The organism is Polaromonas sp. YR568, from assembly GCF_943369675.1.
Classification (GTDB): Bacteria; Pseudomonadota; Gammaproteobacteria; order Burkholderiales; family Burkholderiaceae_C; genus Polaromonas.
The window spans coordinates 12,856-32,454 of sequence record NZ_CALROB020000057.1 but is presented as its reverse complement, the minus strand read 5'-3'; the positions used below and the strand labels follow the sequence as shown (position 1 = coordinate 32,454).

At 65.7% G+C, this 19,599-nt stretch carries 18 protein-coding genes; 5 read left to right on the top strand and 13 right to left on the bottom strand.

The window, feature by feature from the left end:
- On the bottom strand, positions 1 to 663 hold a 663-nt coding region (locus ACLV8F_RS22235), incomplete at its 3' end, for a hypothetical protein (protein WP_411886376.1).
- Positions 664 to 1,350: 687 nt separating this feature from the next.
- On the opposite strand from ACLV8F_RS22235, the gene ACLV8F_RS22230 reads away from it, so the two are divergent.
- From ACLV8F_RS22230 to ACLV8F_RS22215, 4 genes are read left to right on the top strand one after another with little or no spacing between them, the layout of a single operon-like run.
- Positions 1,351 to 3,015 (top strand): ShlB/FhaC/HecB family hemolysin secretion/activation protein, encoded by a 1,665-nt coding sequence (locus ACLV8F_RS22230; RefSeq protein WP_411886375.1) that lies wholly within the window; start codon positions 1,351 to 1,353, stop codon positions 3,013 to 3,015.
- 20 nt (positions 3,016 to 3,035) lie between these two features.
- Positions 3,036 to 5,408, top strand: coding sequence for a filamentous hemagglutinin N-terminal domain-containing protein (locus tag ACLV8F_RS22225; protein ID WP_411886374.1), 2,373 nt, complete (start codon positions 3,036 to 3,038; stop codon positions 5,406 to 5,408).
- A gap of 10 nt (positions 5,409 to 5,418) precedes the next feature.
- Positions 5,419 to 5,874 carry a hypothetical protein gene (locus ACLV8F_RS22220; RefSeq protein ID WP_411886373.1) on the top strand — a complete coding sequence of 152 codons (456 nt, stop codon included), beginning with the start codon at positions 5,419 to 5,421 and terminating at the stop codon, positions 5,872 to 5,874.
- A gap of 46 nt (positions 5,875 to 5,920) precedes the next feature.
- A complete protein-coding gene (locus ACLV8F_RS22215; RefSeq protein ID WP_411886372.1) occupies positions 5,921 to 6,277 on the top strand; it encodes a hypothetical protein in 357 nt (118 codons plus the stop codon).
- A 92-nt stretch (positions 6,278 to 6,369) separates the two neighbouring features.
- Here ACLV8F_RS22215 and ACLV8F_RS22210 read toward each other — a convergent pair whose 3' ends face one another.
- The 10 genes from ACLV8F_RS22210 to ACLV8F_RS22165 form a co-directional block, all read right to left on the bottom strand.
- Positions 6,370 to 6,696 carry a hypothetical protein gene (locus tag ACLV8F_RS22210; RefSeq protein ID WP_411886371.1) on the bottom strand — a complete coding sequence of 109 codons (327 nt, stop codon included), beginning with the start codon at positions 6,694 to 6,696 and terminating at the stop codon, positions 6,370 to 6,372.
- Positions 6,697 to 6,726: 30 nt separating this feature from the next.
- Positions 6,727 to 7,416 (bottom strand): orotate phosphoribosyltransferase, encoded by a 690-nt coding sequence (locus ACLV8F_RS22205; protein WP_411886370.1) that lies wholly within the window; start codon positions 7,414 to 7,416, stop codon positions 6,727 to 6,729.
- A gap of 32 nt (positions 7,417 to 7,448) precedes the next feature.
- Positions 7,449 to 8,354, bottom strand: coding sequence for a helix-turn-helix domain-containing protein (locus ACLV8F_RS22200; RefSeq protein ID WP_411886369.1), 906 nt, complete (start codon positions 8,352 to 8,354; stop codon positions 7,449 to 7,451).
- Positions 8,355 to 8,427: 73 nt separating this feature from the next.
- Positions 8,428 to 9,714, bottom strand: coding sequence for a hydantoinase/carbamoylase family amidase (locus ACLV8F_RS22195; RefSeq protein ID WP_411886368.1), 1,287 nt, complete (start codon positions 9,712 to 9,714; stop codon positions 8,428 to 8,430).
- Positions 9,715 to 9,731: 17 nt separating this feature from the next.
- Positions 9,732 to 10,682 (bottom strand): dihydroorotate dehydrogenase, encoded by a 951-nt coding sequence (locus ACLV8F_RS22190; protein ID WP_411886367.1) that lies wholly within the window; start codon positions 10,680 to 10,682, stop codon positions 9,732 to 9,734.
- Positions 10,675 to 11,532 (bottom strand): dihydroorotate dehydrogenase electron transfer subunit, encoded by an 858-nt coding sequence (locus ACLV8F_RS22185; RefSeq protein ID WP_411886366.1) that lies wholly within the window; start codon positions 11,530 to 11,532, stop codon positions 10,675 to 10,677. Before ACLV8F_RS22185 ends, ACLV8F_RS22190 begins: the two co-directional genes overlap by 8 nt.
- A 20-nt stretch (positions 11,533 to 11,552) precedes the next feature.
- The gene (locus ACLV8F_RS22180) at positions 11,553 to 12,536 is read right to left on the bottom strand and encodes a hypothetical protein (protein ID WP_411886365.1); all 984 of its coding nucleotides are present in this window, start codon (positions 12,534 to 12,536) and stop codon (positions 11,553 to 11,555) included.
- 1 nt (position 12,537) lies between these two features.
- Positions 12,538 to 13,638, bottom strand: a complete 1,101-nt coding sequence (locus ACLV8F_RS22175; RefSeq protein WP_411886364.1) for a ring-opening amidohydrolase — start codon at positions 13,636 to 13,638, stop codon at positions 12,538 to 12,540.
- Positions 13,639 to 13,736: 98 nt separating this feature from the next.
- The gene (locus tag ACLV8F_RS22170) at positions 13,737 to 14,732 is read right to left on the bottom strand and encodes a Bug family tripartite tricarboxylate transporter substrate binding protein (protein WP_411886363.1); all 996 of its coding nucleotides are present in this window, start codon (positions 14,730 to 14,732) and stop codon (positions 13,737 to 13,739) included.
- A gap of 64 nt (positions 14,733 to 14,796) precedes the next feature.
- Positions 14,797 to 15,789, bottom strand: a complete 993-nt coding sequence (locus tag ACLV8F_RS22165; RefSeq protein WP_411886362.1) for an ABC transporter substrate-binding protein — start codon at positions 15,787 to 15,789, stop codon at positions 14,797 to 14,799.
- A gap of 443 nt (positions 15,790 to 16,232) precedes the next feature.
- Here ACLV8F_RS22165 and ACLV8F_RS22160 point away from each other — a divergent pair, with 443 nt between their 5' ends.
- Positions 16,233 to 17,141 (top strand): amino acid ABC transporter substrate-binding protein, encoded by a 909-nt coding sequence (locus ACLV8F_RS22160; protein WP_411886361.1) that lies wholly within the window; start codon positions 16,233 to 16,235, stop codon positions 17,139 to 17,141.
- Between the two features lie 39 nt (positions 17,142 to 17,180).
- On the opposite strand, the gene ACLV8F_RS22155 is transcribed toward ACLV8F_RS22160, so the two are convergent.
- A complete protein-coding gene (locus tag ACLV8F_RS22155) occupies positions 17,181 to 17,927 on the bottom strand; it encodes a DUF2726 domain-containing protein (RefSeq protein ID WP_411886360.1) in 747 nt (248 codons plus the stop codon).
- A 302-nt stretch (positions 17,928 to 18,229) separates the two neighbouring features.
- On the bottom strand, positions 18,230 to 19,567 hold the full coding sequence (locus ACLV8F_RS22150) for a hemolysin family protein (RefSeq protein ID WP_411886359.1): 1,338 nt from the start codon (positions 19,565 to 19,567) through the stop codon (positions 18,230 to 18,232).
- Positions 19,568 to 19,599 lie beyond the last annotated feature (32 nt).

Here is a 19,599-nt window from a genome sequence, read left to right as displayed (position 1 = left end):
CACCTCCTCGACCGGTTTGCGGAGTCGGAATAGCCATTTCTTCCAGAATGGCGCCTTGCGTTTGAGCTCGACCACCACGGCCTGCAGGCGATGCCGCTCCGACAGAAGCTGCTGCCCCTGCTGATCCAACTCCTTCAATTTTGCCGCCGCCTGCGCCGCCACCTCATCGATCGCCTTGCTGCTCTGCTCGACTTCTTCTCGACAGGCTTCAAGCGCCTCACGTGACAAAGCGTACTCTTCCCGGATCGCCCTGAAAGCCCGGCGCCTTGCCATCTTTACCTGCTCCCCGAGAAGGATTCTCAGAGTTTCGATCAGAGTGGACTTGCCAGCATTGGTCTCGCCGTAAAAAGCAATGGTAAAGATGTCCCATTCCCCGTGCTCACGCAGTCTGTCAAGGCGTTCATTAAGTTCTTTTTGAACTCCACCCAGAAAATCTTTCAGCGTGGATTGAGCATGCACGACGTCCTGGTCCGAAGATGCGACCTGCAGCGCTCCGAGAATACGGTCGATCTCACCTCTAACCTGTACATAGACCTGCGCAGGCGACGTCAACTCCATACGGATCCCCCCTCCCTTTTTGGCAAACACTATTCCGCTGCTGCTTGCCCAGTTTTTGTTATATGGTTCTGTAACCGATATTTGAAAGCAATCGTAACTGTTCAAGATCAAGTTTAAGGGGACGCTATAAAAAATTGCTTAGGCTGGGTTGCTGCCGTTCGGACGGGTCACCCATGCATGGCTCGCCATAAGTGGCGAACCTTCACGGCCTGTCGAAGTCGAAATCCGTCGCAGTCCATCGTTGTCCGACCCAGCAGGCCCTACCCTGCCAGTTTTGAAAGCAGGAGGAAGTCAGGAGTGATGGGCGTGGCGACGCCGGGAAGCTGGCCATCTGGCTGGAAATCGAGGCGGCAAAATCGCGGAAACAGCGGCGCACTTTGAGGCAGATCCACACAGACTCAGCCCAAAAAGGAGAAGATCAAGAACTTATCAACATCGTGAGCACCTTCTGCTCACAAAGAGTGTGGGTCAAGATTCGATGGAAAACTCATGTGCGTATTGAAATGTTGAATTGCGCTGGGGCCTAACCTGGTCCTGGAGTGAACCGCGTACTTGGTGTCGGCGTCAATAGGTCTGGCATTAATAACAATCAGGACAACAGCCTTATTCATTCCCGTAAAAACTGCGGCGACCGGACAACAAACCCTCCCCTTTACAAAATGCGTTACGCCGAAAGTACGCATTTCACTTACGTCCTGTTACGATCAACCAAGCCCTGAACAGAGCCTTCTGAAGCTCGTTTCCAAGTCATTTGTTCAGCCCACCGGACCCCCGTGGACGAAACAAGAACAAATGAGACAAAGCCGCCTGATCAAACACCTGGCCCGTTGTGGCCTGACCGGCCTGTTTGCGATGGCTACGGCCACCGCCGCCCTGGCGGTCGATGAGCGTTTTGAGATCACGCGTTTCCAGGTGGAAGGCAACACGCTGCTGCCGGCTGCTGAAGTCGAGCGCCTGGTCAGTCCGCTGGCCGGGCCGCAGCGCGGTTTTGCCGATATCCAGCTGGCGGTGGAGGCCTTGCAGGAGGCTTATCGCAAGGCCGGTTACAGCACGGTGCTGGTGTCGGTGCCGGAGCAGGAACTGGCCGGCGGCGCGGTGACGCTGCTGGTGCGGGAAACGGTGATTTCCTCGATCACGGTCACGGGCAACCAGCATTTCGATGAGGCCAATATCCGCGCCAGCCTGGTGCGGCTGCAGGTGGGCCAGGCGCCCAGCCTGGGCGCGATTTCCGAATCCATCCAGCTGGCCAATGAAAGCCCGGCCAAACAGGTCGGCGTTTCGCTGGCCGAGGGCGACAAGCCCGGCACCATAGACGCGACGGTGACGGTCAGCGACAACAAACCGCTGCGCATCATCACGACGCTGGACAACACGGGCTCGCCCTCCAGCGGGCGCTGGCGCACGGGTATTGCGCTGCAGCATGCCAACCTTTTCAACCGCGACCAGGTGGGCACGCTGGCCTACACGACCTCGCCGGACAGCCCTTCGGGCGTGCACCTGAACGTCTATTCGGTGGGCTACCGCATCCCGCTATATGCCTTTGGCGACAGCGTGGACTTCATTTACGGCAAATCGAGCGTCAATTCGCCGGCCACGTCCCCGGTGCTGGGCGGGCTGCTGGGCTTTACCGGCAAGGGCGACGTGTACGGCCTGCACTGGAACCACTTCCTGGGCCGCAGCGGCGAAAGCACGGCCAAGCTGGTGGTGGGCCTGGACCACAAGCAGATCGACTCGCGCTGCGAAGTGGGCGGCGTCACGGTGAGCATCGCGCCGCCGACACCGCCCATCGCAGCCTGCGTGCCTTACACCACCACGCCGCTGAGCGTCACCTACAGCAGCCAGACCGAGAGCGTGGACCAGGTGTCGGGCTACAGCGCGGGCCTGTCGCGCAACATTGCCAGCGGCGAGCGTTACACCAATATCGATGGCCGCACGGACCGCTACTCTTACCTGACGCCGGGCAACCGTTCCACGCGCGACGGCTTCATGGCGGCGCGCGCCACGGCTTCGCTGTTCAAGGGTTTTGCCAACGGCTGGCAGGCGCGCCTGGCCGGCAATGCGCAATACACCAACACGCCGCTGGTGTCGGGCGAGCAGTTCGGCCTGGCCGGGTCGACGACGGTGCGCGGCTTCCAGGAGCGGGCCGTGGCGGCCGACAGCGGCATCGTCGCCAATGCCGAGCTGTATACGCCTGAGCTTTCGGGCAGCGTCGGCTTGCCGGGCCAGCTGCGCGGCGTGTTTTTTATGGACGCGGGCCACGGCACGAACAACCACGTGGGCAGCAGCGGCGTGCCGGCCAGCGTGACGGTGTCCAGCATGGGCGCGGGCCTGCGTTACGTGTTCAGCCGCGACTTCAGCCTGAACGTCGACCTGGCGCGCGTGAACAACGCGGGCACTTCCACCACGGAAAAGCGGGGCGACTGGAATGCCCACCTGAGCGCCTCGCTGGCGTTCTGAGAAACACAAGGTACATGACCATGCACTCGCATTCCAGGAAACTTCGGCTCTCGCTGCTGGCCAGCGCCCTGCTGGTGGCCTGCGCCACGCAGGCCTTTGCCCAGGCCCTGCCGGCCGGCGCGCTGCCCACGGGCGGAAACGTCACGTCAGGGGCCGCGACCATCACGCGCAACGGCAACACGCTGAACATCAACCAGACCAGCCAGCAGGCGATTGCCAACTTCGCGAGCTTCAACGTCGGCTCGGGCGCGCTGGTCGACATCCGCCAGCTGAACAGCTCGGCCGCGCTGCTGGCCCGCGTGACGGGCGGCGACCCGTCGCAGATCCAGGGGCAGATCCGGGCCGACGGCGCCCTGTGGCTGATCAACCAGGCCGGCATCATGGTGGGCCCGGGCGCGCGCATCGACGTGGCGCGTTTCATCGCGAGTTCGCTCAACGTGAGCGACAGCGACTTCCTGGCCGGCCGCATGAACTTCAAGGGCGTGGGCACGCCGGGCGAGGTGCGCAACGAAGGCATCGTCAACGCGGCCAGCGGCGGCAGTATCTACCTGGTGGGCGCCAACGTCACCAACAGCGGCAGCCTGAATGCGCCGCAGGGCGAAATCCTGCTGGCGGCGGGGCAAACCGTGCAGCTGGTGGACACGGCGACGCCGGGTGTTTCCGTGTCCATCACGGGCACGCCGGGTGAGGTGCGCAACATGGGCCAGATCACGGCCGAAGCCGGGCGCATAGGCCTGGCCGCAGGCCTGGTGAGCAACAGCGGCACGATCAACGCCTCCAGCGCGGTGCGGGAAGGCGGGCGCATCTTTTTGCGCGCTTCGGGCGACATCAAGACTTCGGCCACGTCGAACATCAGCGCCAACGGCACGACGGGCGGCAACGTGGTGCTGATTGCCGAAAACGCGGCGGTGATAGACGGCCAGGTGTCGGCCACCGGCAACGTGGGCCGCGGCGGTTATGTCGACACCTCGGGCAAAAAATCCCTGGACGTGGTCAAGGCCCCGACGGTGGGCCGGGGCGGAGAATGGCTTATCGACCCCTTCAACATCGAGATCGTGGCGAGCGGGCCGAATTCCGGCGCGACGGGTGAAAACGTCATCACGTCGAATGCGGCCGGCGCCCACATCAGCGCGAGCACCATCACCAATGCGCTGGACAACGGCATCAATGTGAGCATCACCACGGGCACGGGCGAGCCCGGCACGGACCTCGCGCACGGCGACATCACGGTGTCGGCCGCCATCGCCAAGACCGCCGGGGCCGATGCGGCGCTGACACTGCGCGCCAACAACAACATCATCATCAACGCGCCCATCACCAGCACGGCAGGCAAGCTCAACCTGACCCTGAACAGCAACTACCAGAGCAACTACCCGGCGGACAACCACGCGGTGCAGCTCAATGCCAACCTGGCGCTGAACGGCGGCGCGCTCACGGTGTCGCAAAGCGAAGGCAATGCCAACGGCACGCTGAACATCGCGGGCGGCACGACGACGCTGACGGGCGGCTCGGCCATCAACGCCGCCGCCGTGAACGTACTGGCCGGCGGCACGCTGTCCGGCGCGGGCACCTTGACGGGAACGCTGTCGAACAACGGCACGGTGTCGCCGGGCGGCACCGGCGCAATAGGCCGGCTGACCGTGCAGGGCAACTACACGCAAGGCAGCACCGGCGTGCTCAACATCGAACTGCAGGCCGCGGACGGCTTCGACCAGCTGGCGACCAACAAGGCCAGCCTGAACGGCAAGCTCAGCATCCGCGCGATCAACGGTTTTGTGCCGGCCCAGGACTCGACGTTTGACGTGGTGACCGCGGTGGGCGACGGCAGCAGCGGCAGTTTCAGCAGCATAGACGCGCCCCAGCAGTCGAGCGCCGGCTTCCAGAGGAGCCTGCCCGTCGGCTACCCCGGCGGGGGCACGGCCGTTGCGCGCATCACCGTGCAGCCCCCGATACCGACACCGGTAGCTCAACCGTGGGTACCGACCCCGACACCGATACCGACGGCGACCGTTCCGGTCCCAACCGTTCCGGACATCTGCACGATTGCGCCGAATTCGGCGCAGTGCCAGGTGCTGTCGCCGCCGACCGCCTCGGCCCCGATCAGGCCGGTTGTCCAGGCACTGAACGACATCATCAAAACCGTGACCACCGGCAAGCCGTCTGTTCCGCAGTCTGATGACTTCACACCCGAGAAGGTCGCCGCCATGCCGGCCTCCATCCCGGCGGCAGGCAGCACGGGATCTTCGTCGGCGGGATCCGGCGGCGGTACGTCAACAGCGGACACCAAAGACGACGCGTCTTCCACGAAAAATGACGATAAAAAAGAGGAGAAGGTCGCGGAGAAAACCGAGGTGGCGTCCCTGAAGCCGCCTCCTAAAACGTTCTGCAACTAAGGCGCATGACATGAAACTGCCCCTACTTTTTCCCCGCCTGCTTTCCCTGCTGGCACTGCTGTTGCTGGCCCCGCTGGCGCAGGCCCAGGTGGTCGGCACGGTCACCAGGGTGGCAGGCCTGACGGTGGCCAAAAGCGCCGAGGGCCGCACCCGGGTGCTGGCCGAGAACTCGCCGCTGCGCCAGGGCGACACCGTGACCACCGGACGCAACACCTTCGCCCGCCTGGAGTTTGTGGACGGCGCCACCATGGTGCTGCAGCCCGAATCGCTGCTGGTGCTGACGCGCTACAGCTACGACGCCGCCAAGCCCGAGCTCGACAAGGTGGAGCTGGAGCTGACGCAAGGCGGCTTCAGCAGCACGGCCGGCGCGCTGGCCAAACGCAGCCGCGACGCCACCGTGATCACCACCCCCGCGGGCAACCTGCAGGGCAATGCCGACATGGAGGTTTCCCTCAGGCAGCCTTGAGCCGCCTGAGCAGACCCTCTTAGCCCCTCACATCGCAGGAAACACCATGAAAACATTCACCCTGAATTCGCTGGCCTTGCTGGCCGCACTGGTCTCCACCGGAGCCCTGGCGCAGAACGTCATTCAACTATCAACCTTGCCGGTGCGCTCTGTCGGGGTCCCACCGGGGCTGTATGTGTCCGTGAATGAGGGACTGATCAGCATCGCCACCAAAGTCGCCGCCACCACCTTCGCGGCGGGGCAGTTTGGCTACACGGCCTCGGTGACGCAGCCGCCGGTCCTGGTGCCGGCAAACCCCGCCATCAAATTCACCCTGCCGGCGGGGTTCGTCCCAACGTCGTCCTCCAGCGCAGCTAACACATCCGGCACCAAGCCCGCCGCCATCGATTGCGTCGTACGCTGAGTCACTGAGGGCGGCGGCACAGACCGGCAAGCCGGCGTCGCGCTGCCAGGCCGCCGGCTGATGATATGGGCGGGCCCCTGCGGGGGCCGGCCTTAAAACTCGCGGACGTTGAACTGGTAGTCGCTGGTGACTTCGCCGAGCAGGCGAAGGCCCACGTCGGGCGGCGCGGCCAGCGCCTGCGAGATTTTTTTGTTGAAGGCGACCACCGTGGCCTTGGCCTTGTCGGCGAACTCGGGGCTCACGCCCTGGTCTTCGTACTGCATGACGTAGCCGTGCGCGGCGACGCCGATCACAAAATAAAAAGCGGCATGCGCAGGGTCCTGCGTCATCAGGTTGAAGGCCGCCTTGTACAGCAGCTTGAAGGAGTCCGTTCCGGATTCCGCCGTCTCGAACCTGTTTGCCTCGTCATCAAAAGTCATTGCAAAAACCTCCGGCGCATCAAACGCCCATCATACGACCGGGTTGATCCGGGAAATTCCGCCATGCGCCGCGGACCACCGGGCGGGACTGTCGAGAAAAGCCTGCAGCTCGGCGGCGGCGCGCGCGTCGAAATCGCCGCCCTCACGCCCCACGGCCAGCACGTCGGCCCAGCAGGCCAGCGAATACATGTTGACCTTCAAGGGCGCGAGCAGTTCATCAGCCGCAAAAGTGCCGTAGTCGAAGATGACAAAGATGTCCTGCACACTCGCGCCGGCCGCGCCTATGGCGCGCACAAAATTGAGTTTGGAAGTGCCGCCGGCCACCATGTCGTCGACCAGCAGCAGCCGGCCCGCGGCCGGGGCCGCGCCCACCATCTGGCTGCCCTGGCCCAGGCCGCGCGTCTGCTTGCGCACGTAGTGCATGGGCAGATCCAGCGCGTCGGCCATCCAGGCGGCGAAGGCAATGCCACTGGACTCGGCGCCGGCGACGGCGCCCAGGCCTTCGAGGCAGCCGTGCCGGCCCAGCAGTTCAAGCCCCTGGCGAACCAGCTCGCGGCGCGCGGCGGGAAACGAGATCAGGCGCCTGCAGTCCATATAGACCGGGCTGGCCCAGCCCGAGGGCAGGCGAAACGGTTCTTCTGTGCGCACCTGCACGCAGCCGCTGTCCAGCAGCAGCCTGGCTACCTGCCGTGCGATTGCCGTGTCGGGATGGGTTGCCATGCGTGGGTTCTTTCGGGCTGTTCTTGTTCTGTTCAGGGCCGCGCCAGCAGCTCGCGCAGGCGGTCCGCGCCGGCCTTGCCTTTGTAGGCGGCTTTCCAGAGCCGCCCTATCATTTCTTCATACAGCCTGACGGCCTCAGGCGAGGCGGTGACGGTGGCGATGCCGTTGCGCACGTTGGGCAGCTCCCCCAGGCGAAAAGGGCTGAGCGCCAGCACGGAGCGGTTGGCGCTCTGGAACACCTGGAAGGTGGACGAGGGCATGGCGTCGTCCACCAGGCCGATCTGCACGTGCATGGGCTCGCTCTCCATCAGGTCGGCGATGCGGGCGATCTCCTGGCGCGCGGCCGCGATGCGTTTTTTGTGGACCGCCGCGGGCAGGTCCAGACGGCCGACCAGGCCGGTGTGCACAAAGCGCTCCAGCTCGCGCAGGCCGACCAGGCTGACGATGCCGGGACGCCGCTGCGTGAAAGCGGTTTTACGCTCCTGCAGGATCTGCACCAGCTGCTCTATCTCTTTTTCGCCGATGGCCGAAGCATCCTCCTGCGAGGTGGCGGTTTGCGGCAGGGTCTCCAGCAGCATGAGCCGCAGGTAGTGCAGGTAGTCGCCCGAGGTCAGCAGCAGCGAGATGGGCTCGAAGTGCGCCATGATGCGGTCGGCGCCCTGCTCCAGCTGGCGCATGCGCTCGAAAAACCCCAGGAAGTTGGCGTAATACTCCACCTCGACGCCCATCAGCGAAGCCATGGACGTGCCCAGCAGCTGGGCCAGGCGCTCCACCGTTTCGATCTTGACGATCTCGCCTTTTTCCATGCGATAGACGACGGCGCGGGAGACGCCCAGCTTTTCGGCGACGTCCTCGGCCTGCAACGAGGCGCCCAGCCGGTACGCGCGCAGCCGGTCGCCCAGGGCCGCGTAGTCGATCGATGAGGTGAAGGTCGTCATAGGGTGAAAGAGCCTGTCGTGTCACCGGCCAGGGCTTGTGGCCCGGCGCCGGGCCTGCAAAGCCGGAAGTGTCTCATGATATGGAAGGCCCGCCGGCGGCGGCGCTGGCACAGAGTTTTTCGACCGCATCGTCCATGACCTGCACGCCCAGCATGAAGTCGGCCATCTCCATGGCTTCGTCGGGATTGTGCGAGCCGTTCTGGTTGCGGATGAAGAGCATGCCGGCCGGCACGCCCGCATTGGCGAACAGCGAGGCGTCGTGCCCGGCGCCGCTCGGGATCGTGTCATGCGTGATGCCGCGCCGGCGGCAGGCGCCGGCGAGCACCGCGCACAGGGACGGGTCCATCTGCGCGGGCTCGGAGAGCTGGCGCCTGTCGAATTCAAAGCCGACCTGGCGCTCGCGCGAGATCGCCTTGCACTCGGCCTTCATCAACTGGTAGAAGGCCTCCAGCGTGTCCGGGCTGCGGCTGCGCGCCTCGAAGCTGAAGCTGACGCGGCCCGGGATGCGCGAGATGGAATGCTCGGCCGGGTCCGTCGCCACCACGCCGGTGGTGACCACCAGGTCGGTGCCGCGCTCGAGCAGCACACGCCAGTGCTCGTCCAGCCGCACGATCAGGTCGGCAACGGCGAACATCGCGTCGCGTCGCAGCCAGCGCGGCACCACGCCCGAGTGCCCGGCCTCGCCGGTGCAGACCACCTGGTTGTGGCGGATGTTGCCGCGTATGCCGGAGACCACCGCCAGCGGCAGCTCGCGCGCGACCATGACCGGCCCCTGTTCGATGTGCAGCTCCAGGTAGGCGCTGACCTGGTTCAAATCCAGCAGCGCTTCCTGGGCGCGTATGGCGTCCACGTCGGCGCCGGCCGCGGCCATGCATTCGGCCAGGGTCTGGCGGGTGCTGCGCTGTTTGAGCTCGAGGTCTTCCGGCGTGAGCTTGCCGAACAGCGCTCCCGAGCCCATGTAGGCCTTGCCGAACCAGGCGCTTTCCTCGCCGCGAAAACCGATGACGCGCAGCGGCGCGGCCGCGGGCCGGCCGGTGCGACGCTGCCTGACGAGGCACAGCAGCCCGGCCACCACGCCCGCAAGGCCGTCGTAATTACCGCCCTGCGGCACCGAGTCGAGGTGCGAGCCTATCCACACACCCGGGGCCGTGCCCGCGCCGGGAAGGCTGAAGATCATGTTGGCCGCCCTGTCGAGGCTGACTTCCAGCCCCTCCTGTTCGGCAAAGCCGCGCAGGTAATCCATGGCCGCGCTTTCGCCCGCGCCGTAGGAGGCCCGGGTCACGCCCACGCCGTCATCGGAGAGGCGCCGCACCTCATCGAAGAGTTGCTGGGCCATGGGCTGGAGATCCGCGATGTTCATGGCTGTCACGGGCGGCTTCAACCCGACTGCTGCGCAAAGCGCAGCCAGCGGTCGCTGAGATGGGGGTCGAGCGCGACCTGGCCGGTCAGCTCGGCAATGGTTTGCAGGCCCATCTCCGCGCAGTAGGCTTCCAGGCCGTCAATGATTTTTTCCATCACGCCTGGGTCTATGAACGAAGCCGTGCCGACCTGCACCGCCGAGGCGCCGGCCAGCATGAATTCCACCGCGTCCTCCGCGCTGCTGATGCCGCCGCAGCCGATGATGGGAATGCGCACGGCGCGAAAACACTGGTGCACCATGCGCAGGGCGATGGGCTTGATGGCCGGCCCCGAGAGTCCGCCCATGACGTTGCCCAGCTTGGGTTTGCGCGTGCGCGCGTCGATGGCCATGCCCAGCACGGTGTTGCCCATGACGACGGCGTCGGCGCCGGCCAGCTCCGCGGCCTGGGCCACCGCGGCGATGCTGGAGGCATTCGGCGTGAGCTTGACCCACAGAGGATGGCGGGTGACGGCACGTATGGCGCTAACGGCCCGGTAGGTCGTGTCAGGCGACATGGCAAACGCCATGCCGTCGGCCTCGAGGTTGGGGCAGGAGATATTGGCCTCTATCACCGCCACCTCGGGCAGCGAGAGCTCTGCGCAGGCCGCCGCGAATTCGTCCGCGGTGTCGGCGGAGATGGACACCACCACGGGCGTACCGAAGCCGGTGTAGGGCACGAGCACCTCGCGGCGGTAGTAGTCCAGGCCCTTGCTGGGGATGCCGATGGAATTGAGCATGCCGCCGTGGGTTTCGGCGACGCGCGGCGTCGGGTTGCCGGCGCGGCTTTGCGGCGAGACGCTTTTGATGACCAGCGCGCCCAGGCGCCCCAGGTCCAGCGCCTCCTGGTATTCGATGGCGAAGCAGCCCGACGCCGGCATGACCGGGTTTCGCAGCCGCAGCGCGCCTACATTGACGGACAGATCAGCCAAACTCGACCTCCCCGACGACTTCATGGATCGGGAACACCGGGCCTTCGCGGCACACGCGCTTGAACTGCTTGCCATCGGGTGTGTCAAAAAGGCGCACGCAGGACAGGCACACGCCCATGCCGCAGGCCATGCGCTGCTCCATCGCAACCTCGCCGGCCACCTCCGGGTAGTCGGCCAGCACGCGCTGCAGCAACATCAGCAGGCGGTGCGAGCCGCAGGTGTAGACCACGTCGGGGCGTTGCTGCTCAATGAGCGCGCGCACCAGCGAATCGACGTTTTCCACGGCGGAGCTGCCGTCGCTGTCAAACACGCTGTGCACTTCGGCCGGCACGCCGCGCAGGAATTCCTGCTGCATCAGGTCACCCGGCGAACGCGCGGACATCAGCGCCGTCACCGCGACGCCGGCCCGGCCCGCGGCCTGGACCAGCGGCGCCATGGTGGCCAGGCCGACACCGCGGGCCACCACCAGCACGCGGCTGAACGACGGGCTGAAGCTGAAGGTGTTGCCCACGGGGCCCACGATGTCCATGCTGGCGCCCACCTCCAGCGTGGCCAGCGCGCTGGTGCCGACGCCGGTGACGTTGTAGAGGAACTCGATGCAGCCCGGCTCGGGCCCGGTGCCGTAGACACTCATGGGCCTGAGCAGGAAGGGATGCAGCGCGGCGGTCGTGGGGCAGCGCAGCTGGTAGAACTGGCCGGGGCGTGTCATGCCGGCCAGGTCGGCCCGGGCGCGCAGGCGCAGGTAACGGTAGCGGCTGTTGACCGAGCGGTGCTCCAGCACTTCGCAGCGGTGCGACGCGACGGCGGCGGGGCCCGTCGCGGTGCGCGGTTCAAGGCAGGTGGTGGTCATAAGCGGGGTTCAGGCGGGGTTCACGGTAGCTCGACCACCGTGCCGCGTTGGCTGCGTTCGGCTTCGCGCAGCGCATGCGCGGCAAAGGCGATGTCGCCTATCGCCATGCCCTGCAGCAGTGCGACGATGCGGTCGTCCGCATGCAGCCGCCCGGGCTTGGTGCCGGCAACGACTTCGCAAGCCAGGGCGTCCACGCGTGCGCGGAACTGCGGCAGGCTCAGGTGGCCCTGGCTGATCCAGGCGCCGCCGTCGCCGGCTTCGGCGGCGTAGTCGGTGTCGTCGACGACCAGGCGCTGCGACTCCAGCAGCACGCCGTAATCGAGCTCGTGGTGGCCGCCCATGGAGCAGACCACGGCGCCGGCGTCGAGTTCGCCCGGCTGGACCAGCGGCTCCTTCGATTCGGTGAGCGTGATCACCAGGTCGGCGCCCGGCGCCATCTCTGCGCGCAACGGCTCGGCGCGCACGGCCAGCGAGGTCCGCGCGGCCATGTCGGCGGCAAAAGCCTGCATGCTCTCGGCGCGGCGCGAATGCACACGCAACTCTTTCACCGGCAAGGCGTGGGCGAGCAGCGGCACGATCTCGCGCGCAATCGCGCCGGCGCCGAACAAGGCGACCACCAGCGGCCCGGGCTTGACCAGGCGCTCGGCCACAGCCACACCGAAGGCGGCCGTGCGGATGCGGCTGAGCCAGAAATCGGGCACCAGGCCCGAGAGCCCCGCATCGGCATTGTCAAAAATCGCGCAGTAGTTGGCGGCCCGGGCGCCACCCGCGCCGCGGCCTATCAGCCGTATGCCCGAGGCATTCAGGTGGCCCACCGTCGCGGCCTTGAACTTGAAGCGCGGCCCGCCCAGCGCGGAAGCATCCAGCGCCATGGCGGCCGGCGACGACAGCACGACGCTGCCCTCGGCCTGGCCGCGCAGCGCCTGGCGCGCCAGGTCCAACGCCACCGGGCTGGTGATCACGGCCTGCACGTCAGCGTCGGAAAGAATGCGCAAGGCGGCCATGCTATTCCCCGGCCGATCGCCGCACCACGCAGGCGCACAGGCCGCCGCCCGGCGGCGCCTGGTGCACGGTGTTGGCCGAAATAAAGGCCCGCGTGTCGCCGAGCACCGAACCCAGCACGCCGCTGACCGCCGCGCGCACGTGCTTGTCCATGTCGATGTGGCTGCTCTTGATGGTGGTGCGCCGGCCGCGCACGCGGCCGTCCGAGGTGGCGCCGGCCTTGACCAGCGTGGCGACGACGCGCTCGCTGTCCTCGACTTCGCCGTCAGCGCCTATGCGGCAGCCCGCGGCCAGAAACATGCGGCGCAGGCCGCCCGCATCCAGAAGGTCGCGCATGCTGCCGGTCTGCACATACAGGTCGCCCGCCGCGCCGGCGCGGTTGGCCAGCAGCAGCACTTCAACGTAGTCGACCTCGTTACCGGAAAACACCATGGCGCGCCGCGCATGCAGCGTGGGGTCGGCGTCAAAGGTTTCGGGCTTGATCTGCGCGCGTTCGACTTCGGCCAGTGCAACACCGGCGCCCAGCGCGGCCACGGCCTTGGAGTACGCCGAGGTGATGCGTTTGTTGACGGCCTGCCGCGCGGTGGCGGGAACCCGGCTCATCACAGGTGTCTTGACGATGACCAGCGACACGTCGGCCTCGGCGACGCCGGCATCGGCCATCGCGGCCTGCACGGTTTGCGTCACCAGGTCGGCATGCACCAGCGTTCCGATTTCATCGCCCGTCAGCGGGCGGCTGCGCGCGCAGCCGAAAGCCAGCGCGCTACTGTGCGTGGCCTGTGCGGCCGGCGCATCGGCTACATCGGCTACATCGACGACGTCGACAAACAGCTGGCCGAAGGGCGTCATCGCACCTTCGCAACCGGAGGAAAAAAGAAAGGTGGAGCGCTCCAGCAGCGCGCGCCCGCCGAACTGCTCGATCGCCAGGCCGGCACTCTGCAGCCCGTAGCTGCGCGAAAAATCATTGAGGTCCGAATTGCCGTCGGTCTTCACGAGCAGGGCCAGGCGGCGGATCTTCAGCGGGTCGAAGCGCGCCAGGTTCTGCAGCAGGTCACTGGTGTCGCCCGGGTGGGCGGTGTCATAGGAGATTACGTGCACGGGCATCGGCAATGTCTTTCGTCTCTTATTTGTAGTGAATTCACGCGGCACCCGGTGCCGGCTGTGTTGTTGCAGGCCCGGCCATGGCAGGCCGGGCCGCCCGGTCATTCGGCCTGGATGTTGGCCTGCTTCGCGGCGGTGGCCAGCTTGTCGGCGTCGGAGCGGATCAGCTTCATCATGTCGGTGGAGTTCATGACGAAGGGTTCCAGGCCGGCGGCCTCGATGCGGGCCTTCATCTCCGGCTCACTGAAGGTTTTGGCGACGGCCATGATGTCGGCCTCGAGCTTTTTCTGGATCGCCGGCGGCGTTCCGCGCGGCGCCATGAAGCCGTAGTAGTTGTCCAGCGCGAAGTTCTTCAGTTCCGGGATGCCGGATTCACGCGCGGTCGGCACGTCGGGCAGCGTCGGGCTGCGTTTGGACGACATCACCGCGATGGGCTTGAGCGTGCCCTGCTTCACGAAGGCGCTCATCGCCGTGACGCTGGCCATGACGATGTTGATCTGCCCGCCCAGCGCGTCGGTGATGGCCGGCGTGCAGCCGCGGTAGGGAATGTTCTGCGCTTCCAGGTTCAGCGCGTGTTTGTACATCTCCATCGAGAAGTGCTGCGGACTGGCCATGTTGCAGGCCGAGTACTGGTACTTGCCGGGCGAGGCCTTGAGCATCTCGGTGACTTCCTTGAGGTTATTGGCCTTGATGTTCGGCGTCACGGCCAGCATGGTGGCGGTGGAAGTCACCAGGCCCAGCGGCACGAAGTCCTTGGTGTAGTCGTAGGCCAGGCCTTTGAGCAGCACGTGGTTGATGACGTGCGTGTTGGTGGCCAGCAGCAGCGTGTAGCCGTCCGGCGGCGAGCGAAAGACGTTGTCGGCCCCGATGGAGCCGCCGCCGCCGATGCGGTTGTCGACGTAGACGGGCTGCTTCCACAGCACCGAGAGTTTTTCCGCAAAGATGCGCGCCGTGGCGTCGGCGGCGCCGCCGGCCGTGAAGGTGGCGACGATGCGGACGGCGCGGTTCGGAAAGTCCTGGGCGTGGGCGGCGGGAAGCGCGAAGGCGGACAACAGGGCGATGGCAAGGGAGGAAAAGGTTTTGGTCAGGCAGGGCATGGTGGGACTCCTGGGAAGTTATTGGGGATAAAAAATAAGGGAAGAATGAGAGGGAAGGGGCGGATCAGTTTTTGGCCGGCTCAAGCGCCGGGCCGTAAAACAGCTCCTCGGCCTGCACCCGGCGCGGCGAAATGCCCTGCTCGTGGTGGTAGCGCGTGAAGGTGTCCAGGACGTGCCGGTTGTCGGCCAGGCCGTAACTCCAGTAGTCCTCGCCCATGAGCTTTTGCGTCGCCTCGAGTTCGGCCACGCTCCAGGGCAGCGTCACCGCCAGGTGGCCGACCTGCTTGAGTTCTTCGGTGGCGACTTTTTTCGCCTCGATAAAACCTTTGTAGACGCTGACCGGCAGCCAGGGGTGCTTGTCGACCAGGCTTTTGCGCACGCCGACGACGTGCATGGTCGGGAAGATGCGGGTCTTGGCGAAGTAGTCCTGCTCGGCCTTGCGGTAGTCGGCGAAGAGGCGCTGCACCTTGCCCGAACCGTTCAGGAAACACGACGGGGCCTTCGCGCCGAACACGGCGTCCAGCTCACCGCTTTCCAGCTGCTTCGACAAGGTGGTGTCGTCGGGAATCTGCTCGACTTCAATGCCTTCGGGCAGGGTGATCGGCGAGCGCTCCCGGCGGCCGGGCTGCTCCAGGCCGCCGCGCCGCCAGCGTATGTCTTGCGGGCGCACGCCGTATTCGTCGAGCAGCATGCCGCGAATCCACACGTTGGCCGTGATCTGGTATTCGGGGATGCCGACTTTTTTGCCTTTGAGGTCGGCCGGCGTGCGGATGCCGCTGTCGGCCCGCACGTAGATGCCCGAATGCCTGAAGGCCCGCGACAGGAAAGCCGGGATCGCCACGTAGTGGGCCGTGCCGCGCGCGACATTGAGCGTGTGGCTGCTCAAGGACATTTCGCAGATGTCGAACTCCTGCCCGCGAAAGGCGCGGTGGAAGATTTCCTCAGGCTCCAGCGCGAGCGGGACCAGCGAACAGCCTTCCATCCTGACCCGGCCGTCAAAAATGGCTTTGGTCCGGTCGTAGTTGCAACAGCCGAGGCTGAGTTCAAGCGTGTTCATGGAGGCGTTCCGTCCGCGTGATGAAGGGTGGGGATAGGGGTGGGGGTGAAGCTCGAAATAAGCTCAGTATCTTTTTTGAGTCTAGCATCTATATTACGACAATAAGTCAATTTTTCTTAAAAACAGTTGTTGGTTTAAAGATTTAGCCGGGCCACCGCAAACGCAAGTCGCATGCCAGAGCCCCGCCAAAACGATGGCGGGGCCACGGATCACAGGCGGGGTGCGGCTTGCCCGGAGGCGCACTCCCTTTGCGGACGCTCCTCTCGCCGGTGCAGGCGGTGCGCAAACGGCGCACTTTGATGGCATGAAGCACCGAAGCGGTGCGGCGGCGAGCCGATGCCGTGCAGCAACGGGTGTCAGATTTGCCCCTCAAGCCATTTGCGCGGCGGCAGGTTTTGCCCAAGAATGAAAGCGCCAATAACAACCCAGCACGGGGGATTCCCATGGAAACGAGATTTCTGCTTCGCGCTTTTTCGCCGGGGCTGCTGCCCGCCGCCCTGGCGCTGCTGACCGTCGCCGTGCCGCAATGGGCCCAGGCCCAGGCCACACTCGACAAGATCAAGAGCCGGGGCCAGATCAATGTGGGTTACCGCGCGCTGGCCGCGCCCTTCTCTTTCCACCAGACGGCGGAAAAGCCGCTGGGCTACAGCATTGCGTTCTGCCAGCCCATCATCGAAAGCCTGCGCCAGGCGGCGGGCAACAGGAACCTGCCGGTGCGCTATATAGAGACGGAGGTGGACGCCCGCGTGCGCCTGCTGGCCGAGGGCAGTGTGGACCTGCTGTGCGAAAACGTGACCGACACGCCAGAGCGCCGCGCGCGCATGGATTTTTCGACGCCTATATATATAGATGCCATCCAGGTGGCCGTGCGCAACAAGGACAAGATAGTCACCCTGGCGCAGTTGCAGGGGAAGAGCATCGTCGGCATTGACGGCAGCACCGCGGCCCCGGCGCTGCAGCGTTATGGGCAACCGCGCTCCCTGAACTGGCAGTTCGCCAAGGCCGTGAACCCGGATGCCGCGCTGGGACAGCTGCAGATGGGCTGGGCCGCCGGCTATGCGCGCGACGGCGTGATGCTGGCGGCGCAGCTGGCCGCCCTGCCGGACGCGGCCGACTACAGCATCCTGCCGGATCGCCTTTCGGTGGAGACCATCGCCATCGCCTACCGCAAGGGTGATGCCGCCATGGGCGCGCTGGTGAATGCTTCGATCAAGGAGTCCATGCGCAGCGGGGCGGCGCAGGGCTGGTACGAGCAGTGGTTTTTAAAGCCGGCCAAACCTGGCGGCAAACCGCTGGCAACGGCGATGCCGGCGGAAATGAAGGCGCTGTTTGAGGCCGCGAAAGCCAACTGACGAACGGACGGCGAGCCGGACTGGGCTGCCTGAAGTGCTTTACGCGCCGGCGCCGCCGGGCGGCGGCGCCTCGTCGGGCGTGATGAAGGAGTCTTCCCACTGCACCGCGAAGTGGTGCTCGGCGTCGTCGTGAACAATGCCCGAGCCGGTGCTGAGCGGGTCGAAGTTGGTGAAACGAATCTTGCGGTTGCGCTCCAGCTTGGCTTGCAGGCTGCTGCGGGCGGCCGCCATGGCGGCCATGTCCACGTGCGCCGCCGCGTGTGCTGTCTTTTCTATATGGTGTGTATCGGCCACCAGGGCGCCGCCGTCGGCCGCGCGCATGGTGTCGGGCACGGTGGCCATGTCGTCGGCCTCATCCACCGGCAGCGCCATGGGCGGCTGGCCGAGCGTGCCGGGCAAGGCCGGCTCGTCGTCCGACAGGTCGATCTCACCGAGGAAGGCGGCGCGCACGTCTTCCAGCGTGGGCAGGTTGCTGGCCCGCACCACGGCGTAGGCGATGCCGCATTCGGCGAACAGTTTGCGTTTGAGGTCGCGGTTGCTGGCCCGCAGGCCCTGCGGGCCGGGGACGTCCAGGCAGCCGATGACGGTGCCGTCGGCAGCGCAGACCGTGAAACTGCAATACACGCTTTTGAGCAGCTCAAAGGAGCGCTGGCCTTCGGCTTCGTTGCGCGGCGAGACAAACCGGATGACCGGGACCTTGACCAGCACGTGGTGGTCGAAGAAAGCGCGTTGCAGCCAGTGCCAGACTTCCTGCTCGGCATCGAGCAGCAGGGAGCGGGCCTGCAAGTGCCAGTGTGTCGGAATGCGCCTTTTCTTGCGCGCAGCGCGCGCCAGCCAGCCATGATGGCAAGCCGCCCCCGTCGCCATCCCCGACAGTGCCGTCGCGGTCAGCGCCAACACAAAAACATCAAACATGCGTGCCTTCACTTTTTTTTCAGTTTAAACACAGCATGTTGAAGTTACAACCGTTTACGTGTACGGGTGTTGTTGCCGCGTGTCACTGTCGGCTTGCGTCCTTTAAAACGCGACTTAAGTCACACAATGGTTCGTAAAAGCGAGCAGAACCCAGGTAACCGAATAACACAAAATTACAAACCGTGATTTGCGGGGAGCAGGCTGGCCAGCACCTTGTCGATGCGCTTGCCGTCCAGATCCAGTACTTCGAAGCGCCAGCCGGCGCATTCGACCACCTCGGCGGTCTTCAGCAGCCGGCCTGAAACGCTTTGCAGCAGGCCGGCGACCGTGTTGTAACGGCCTTTGCCTTCTTCCGGCAGCTCCCGGATGTCCAGCCTGGCCTTGAGTTCGGCCACGGGCATGACGCCGTCGATCAGCCAGCTGCCGTCCTCGCGCTCGGTGGCCCAGGCATCGACCTGGGCGCCGGGCTGCAGCTCGCCGGTGATGGCTTCCAGCATGTCCATGGGCGTCATCAGCCCCTGCACCACGCCGTATTCGTCGACGACAAACACAATGCGCGTGGAGCGCGCGCGGAACTGCTCGAGCAGTTCCATGCCGGTCAGCGTTTCCGGCACGAAGACGGCCGGCACCGCGTAGGCGCCTATGCGGTCGGCCACCGAAGGCACGGCGCCCGGGCCGCTGGCCGAGGGAACGGGCTCGATCTGGCCGCGCAGCGCGAGCAGCTTGGCCACGTTGACCACGCCCACCACGTCGTCCAGGCCGCCGCGGCACACCGGGTACCAGGAGTGGCCGGTGGCGCCGGCCTTGGCGATGGCCTCTGCGACGGTGTCGGACGCATCCAGCCATTCGATGTCGGAGCGCGGCAGCATCAGCGAGGTCAGCAGGCGGTCGTCGAGCAGGAACACGTTCTGCACCATCTGGTGCTCATGCTCCTCGATCAGGCCGGCGTCCACGCCCTCTTCCAGGCTGGCGGCGATTTCTTCCTCGGTCACGGCCCGGCCGGCGCTGTTGTCCACGCGCAGCAGCTTGAGCACCGTCTGCGTGCTGAGGGACAGCAGGCGGACAAAGGGCTTGAAGCCGGTCGCCACCCACATCATGGGCCGCGAGACCAGGCGCGCGACGGTTTCGGGGTAGAGCTGGCCTATGCGCTTGGGCACCAGCTCACCGAAGACGATGGTGATGAAGGTGATGACCGCCACCACCAGCGCGGTGGCGCTGATCTCGGAGGCGCGCGGCGGCGCGCCGAAAGTCTGTATCCACGCGGCCAGGCCGCTGCTGAAGGCCGCCTCGCCGATGATGCCGTTGAGCATGCCGATGGAGGTGATGCCGACCTGCACCGACGAGAGGAATTGCGTGGGGTTGTCCAGCAGGCCCAGCGCCGCCTGCGCGCCCTTGTCACCGGACTCCCCCATGGCTGAAAGCCGTGCCTTGCGGCTGGAGGCCAGGGCCATTTCCGACATGGCAAAAACGCCGTTGAGCAGCGTCAAAAAAGCAATCAGCAAAAAGTCCATAGATTAGGAGTCTGGGCGGCAGGAATCCGTCA

Bases quoted from the DNA above. Each gene is read 5' to 3' on its own strand.
- ACLV8F_RS22170 (WP_411886363.1), bottom strand. From the start codon at position 14,732: ATGCCCTGCCTGACCAAAACCTTTTCCTCCCTTGCCATCGCCCTGTTG.
- ACLV8F_RS22195 (WP_411886368.1), bottom strand. From the start codon at position 9,714: ATGAACATCGCGGATCTCCAGCCCATGGCCCAGCAACTCTTCGATGAG.
- ACLV8F_RS22205 (WP_411886370.1), bottom strand. From the start codon at position 7,416: ATGGCAACCCATCCCGACACGGCAATCGCACGGCAGGTAGCCAGGCTG.
- ACLV8F_RS22150 (WP_411886359.1), bottom strand. From the start codon at position 19,567: ATGGACTTTTTGCTGATTGCTTTTTTGACGCTGCTCAACGGCGTTTTT.
- ACLV8F_RS22200 (WP_411886369.1), bottom strand. From the start codon at position 8,354: ATGACGACCTTCACCTCATCGATCGACTACGCGGCCCTGGGCGACCGG.
- ACLV8F_RS22160 (WP_411886361.1), top strand. From the start codon at position 16,233: ATGGAAACGAGATTTCTGCTTCGCGCTTTTTCGCCGGGGCTGCTGCCC.
- ACLV8F_RS22180 (WP_411886365.1), bottom strand. From the start codon at position 12,536: ATGGCCGCCTTGCGCATTCTTTCCGACGCTGACGTGCAGGCCGTGATC.
- ACLV8F_RS22230 (WP_411886375.1), top strand. From the start codon at position 1,351: ATGAGACAAAGCCGCCTGATCAAACACCTGGCCCGTTGTGGCCTGACC.
- ACLV8F_RS22175 (WP_411886364.1), bottom strand. From the start codon at position 13,638: ATGCCCGTGCACGTAATCTCCTATGACACCGCCCACCCGGGCGACACC.
- ACLV8F_RS22215 (WP_411886372.1), top strand. From the start codon at position 5,921: ATGAAAACATTCACCCTGAATTCGCTGGCCTTGCTGGCCGCACTGGTC.
- ACLV8F_RS22225 (WP_411886374.1), top strand. From the start codon at position 3,036: ATGCACTCGCATTCCAGGAAACTTCGGCTCTCGCTGCTGGCCAGCGCC.
- ACLV8F_RS22185 (WP_411886366.1), bottom strand. From the start codon at position 11,532: ATGACCACCACCTGCCTTGAACCGCGCACCGCGACGGGCCCCGCCGCC.
- ACLV8F_RS22210 (WP_411886371.1), bottom strand. From the start codon at position 6,696: ATGACTTTTGATGACGAGGCAAACAGGTTCGAGACGGCGGAATCCGGA.
- ACLV8F_RS22220 (WP_411886373.1), top strand. From the start codon at position 5,419: ATGAAACTGCCCCTACTTTTTCCCCGCCTGCTTTCCCTGCTGGCACTG.
- ACLV8F_RS22165 (WP_411886362.1), bottom strand. From the start codon at position 15,789: ATGAACACGCTTGAACTCAGCCTCGGCTGTTGCAACTACGACCGGACC.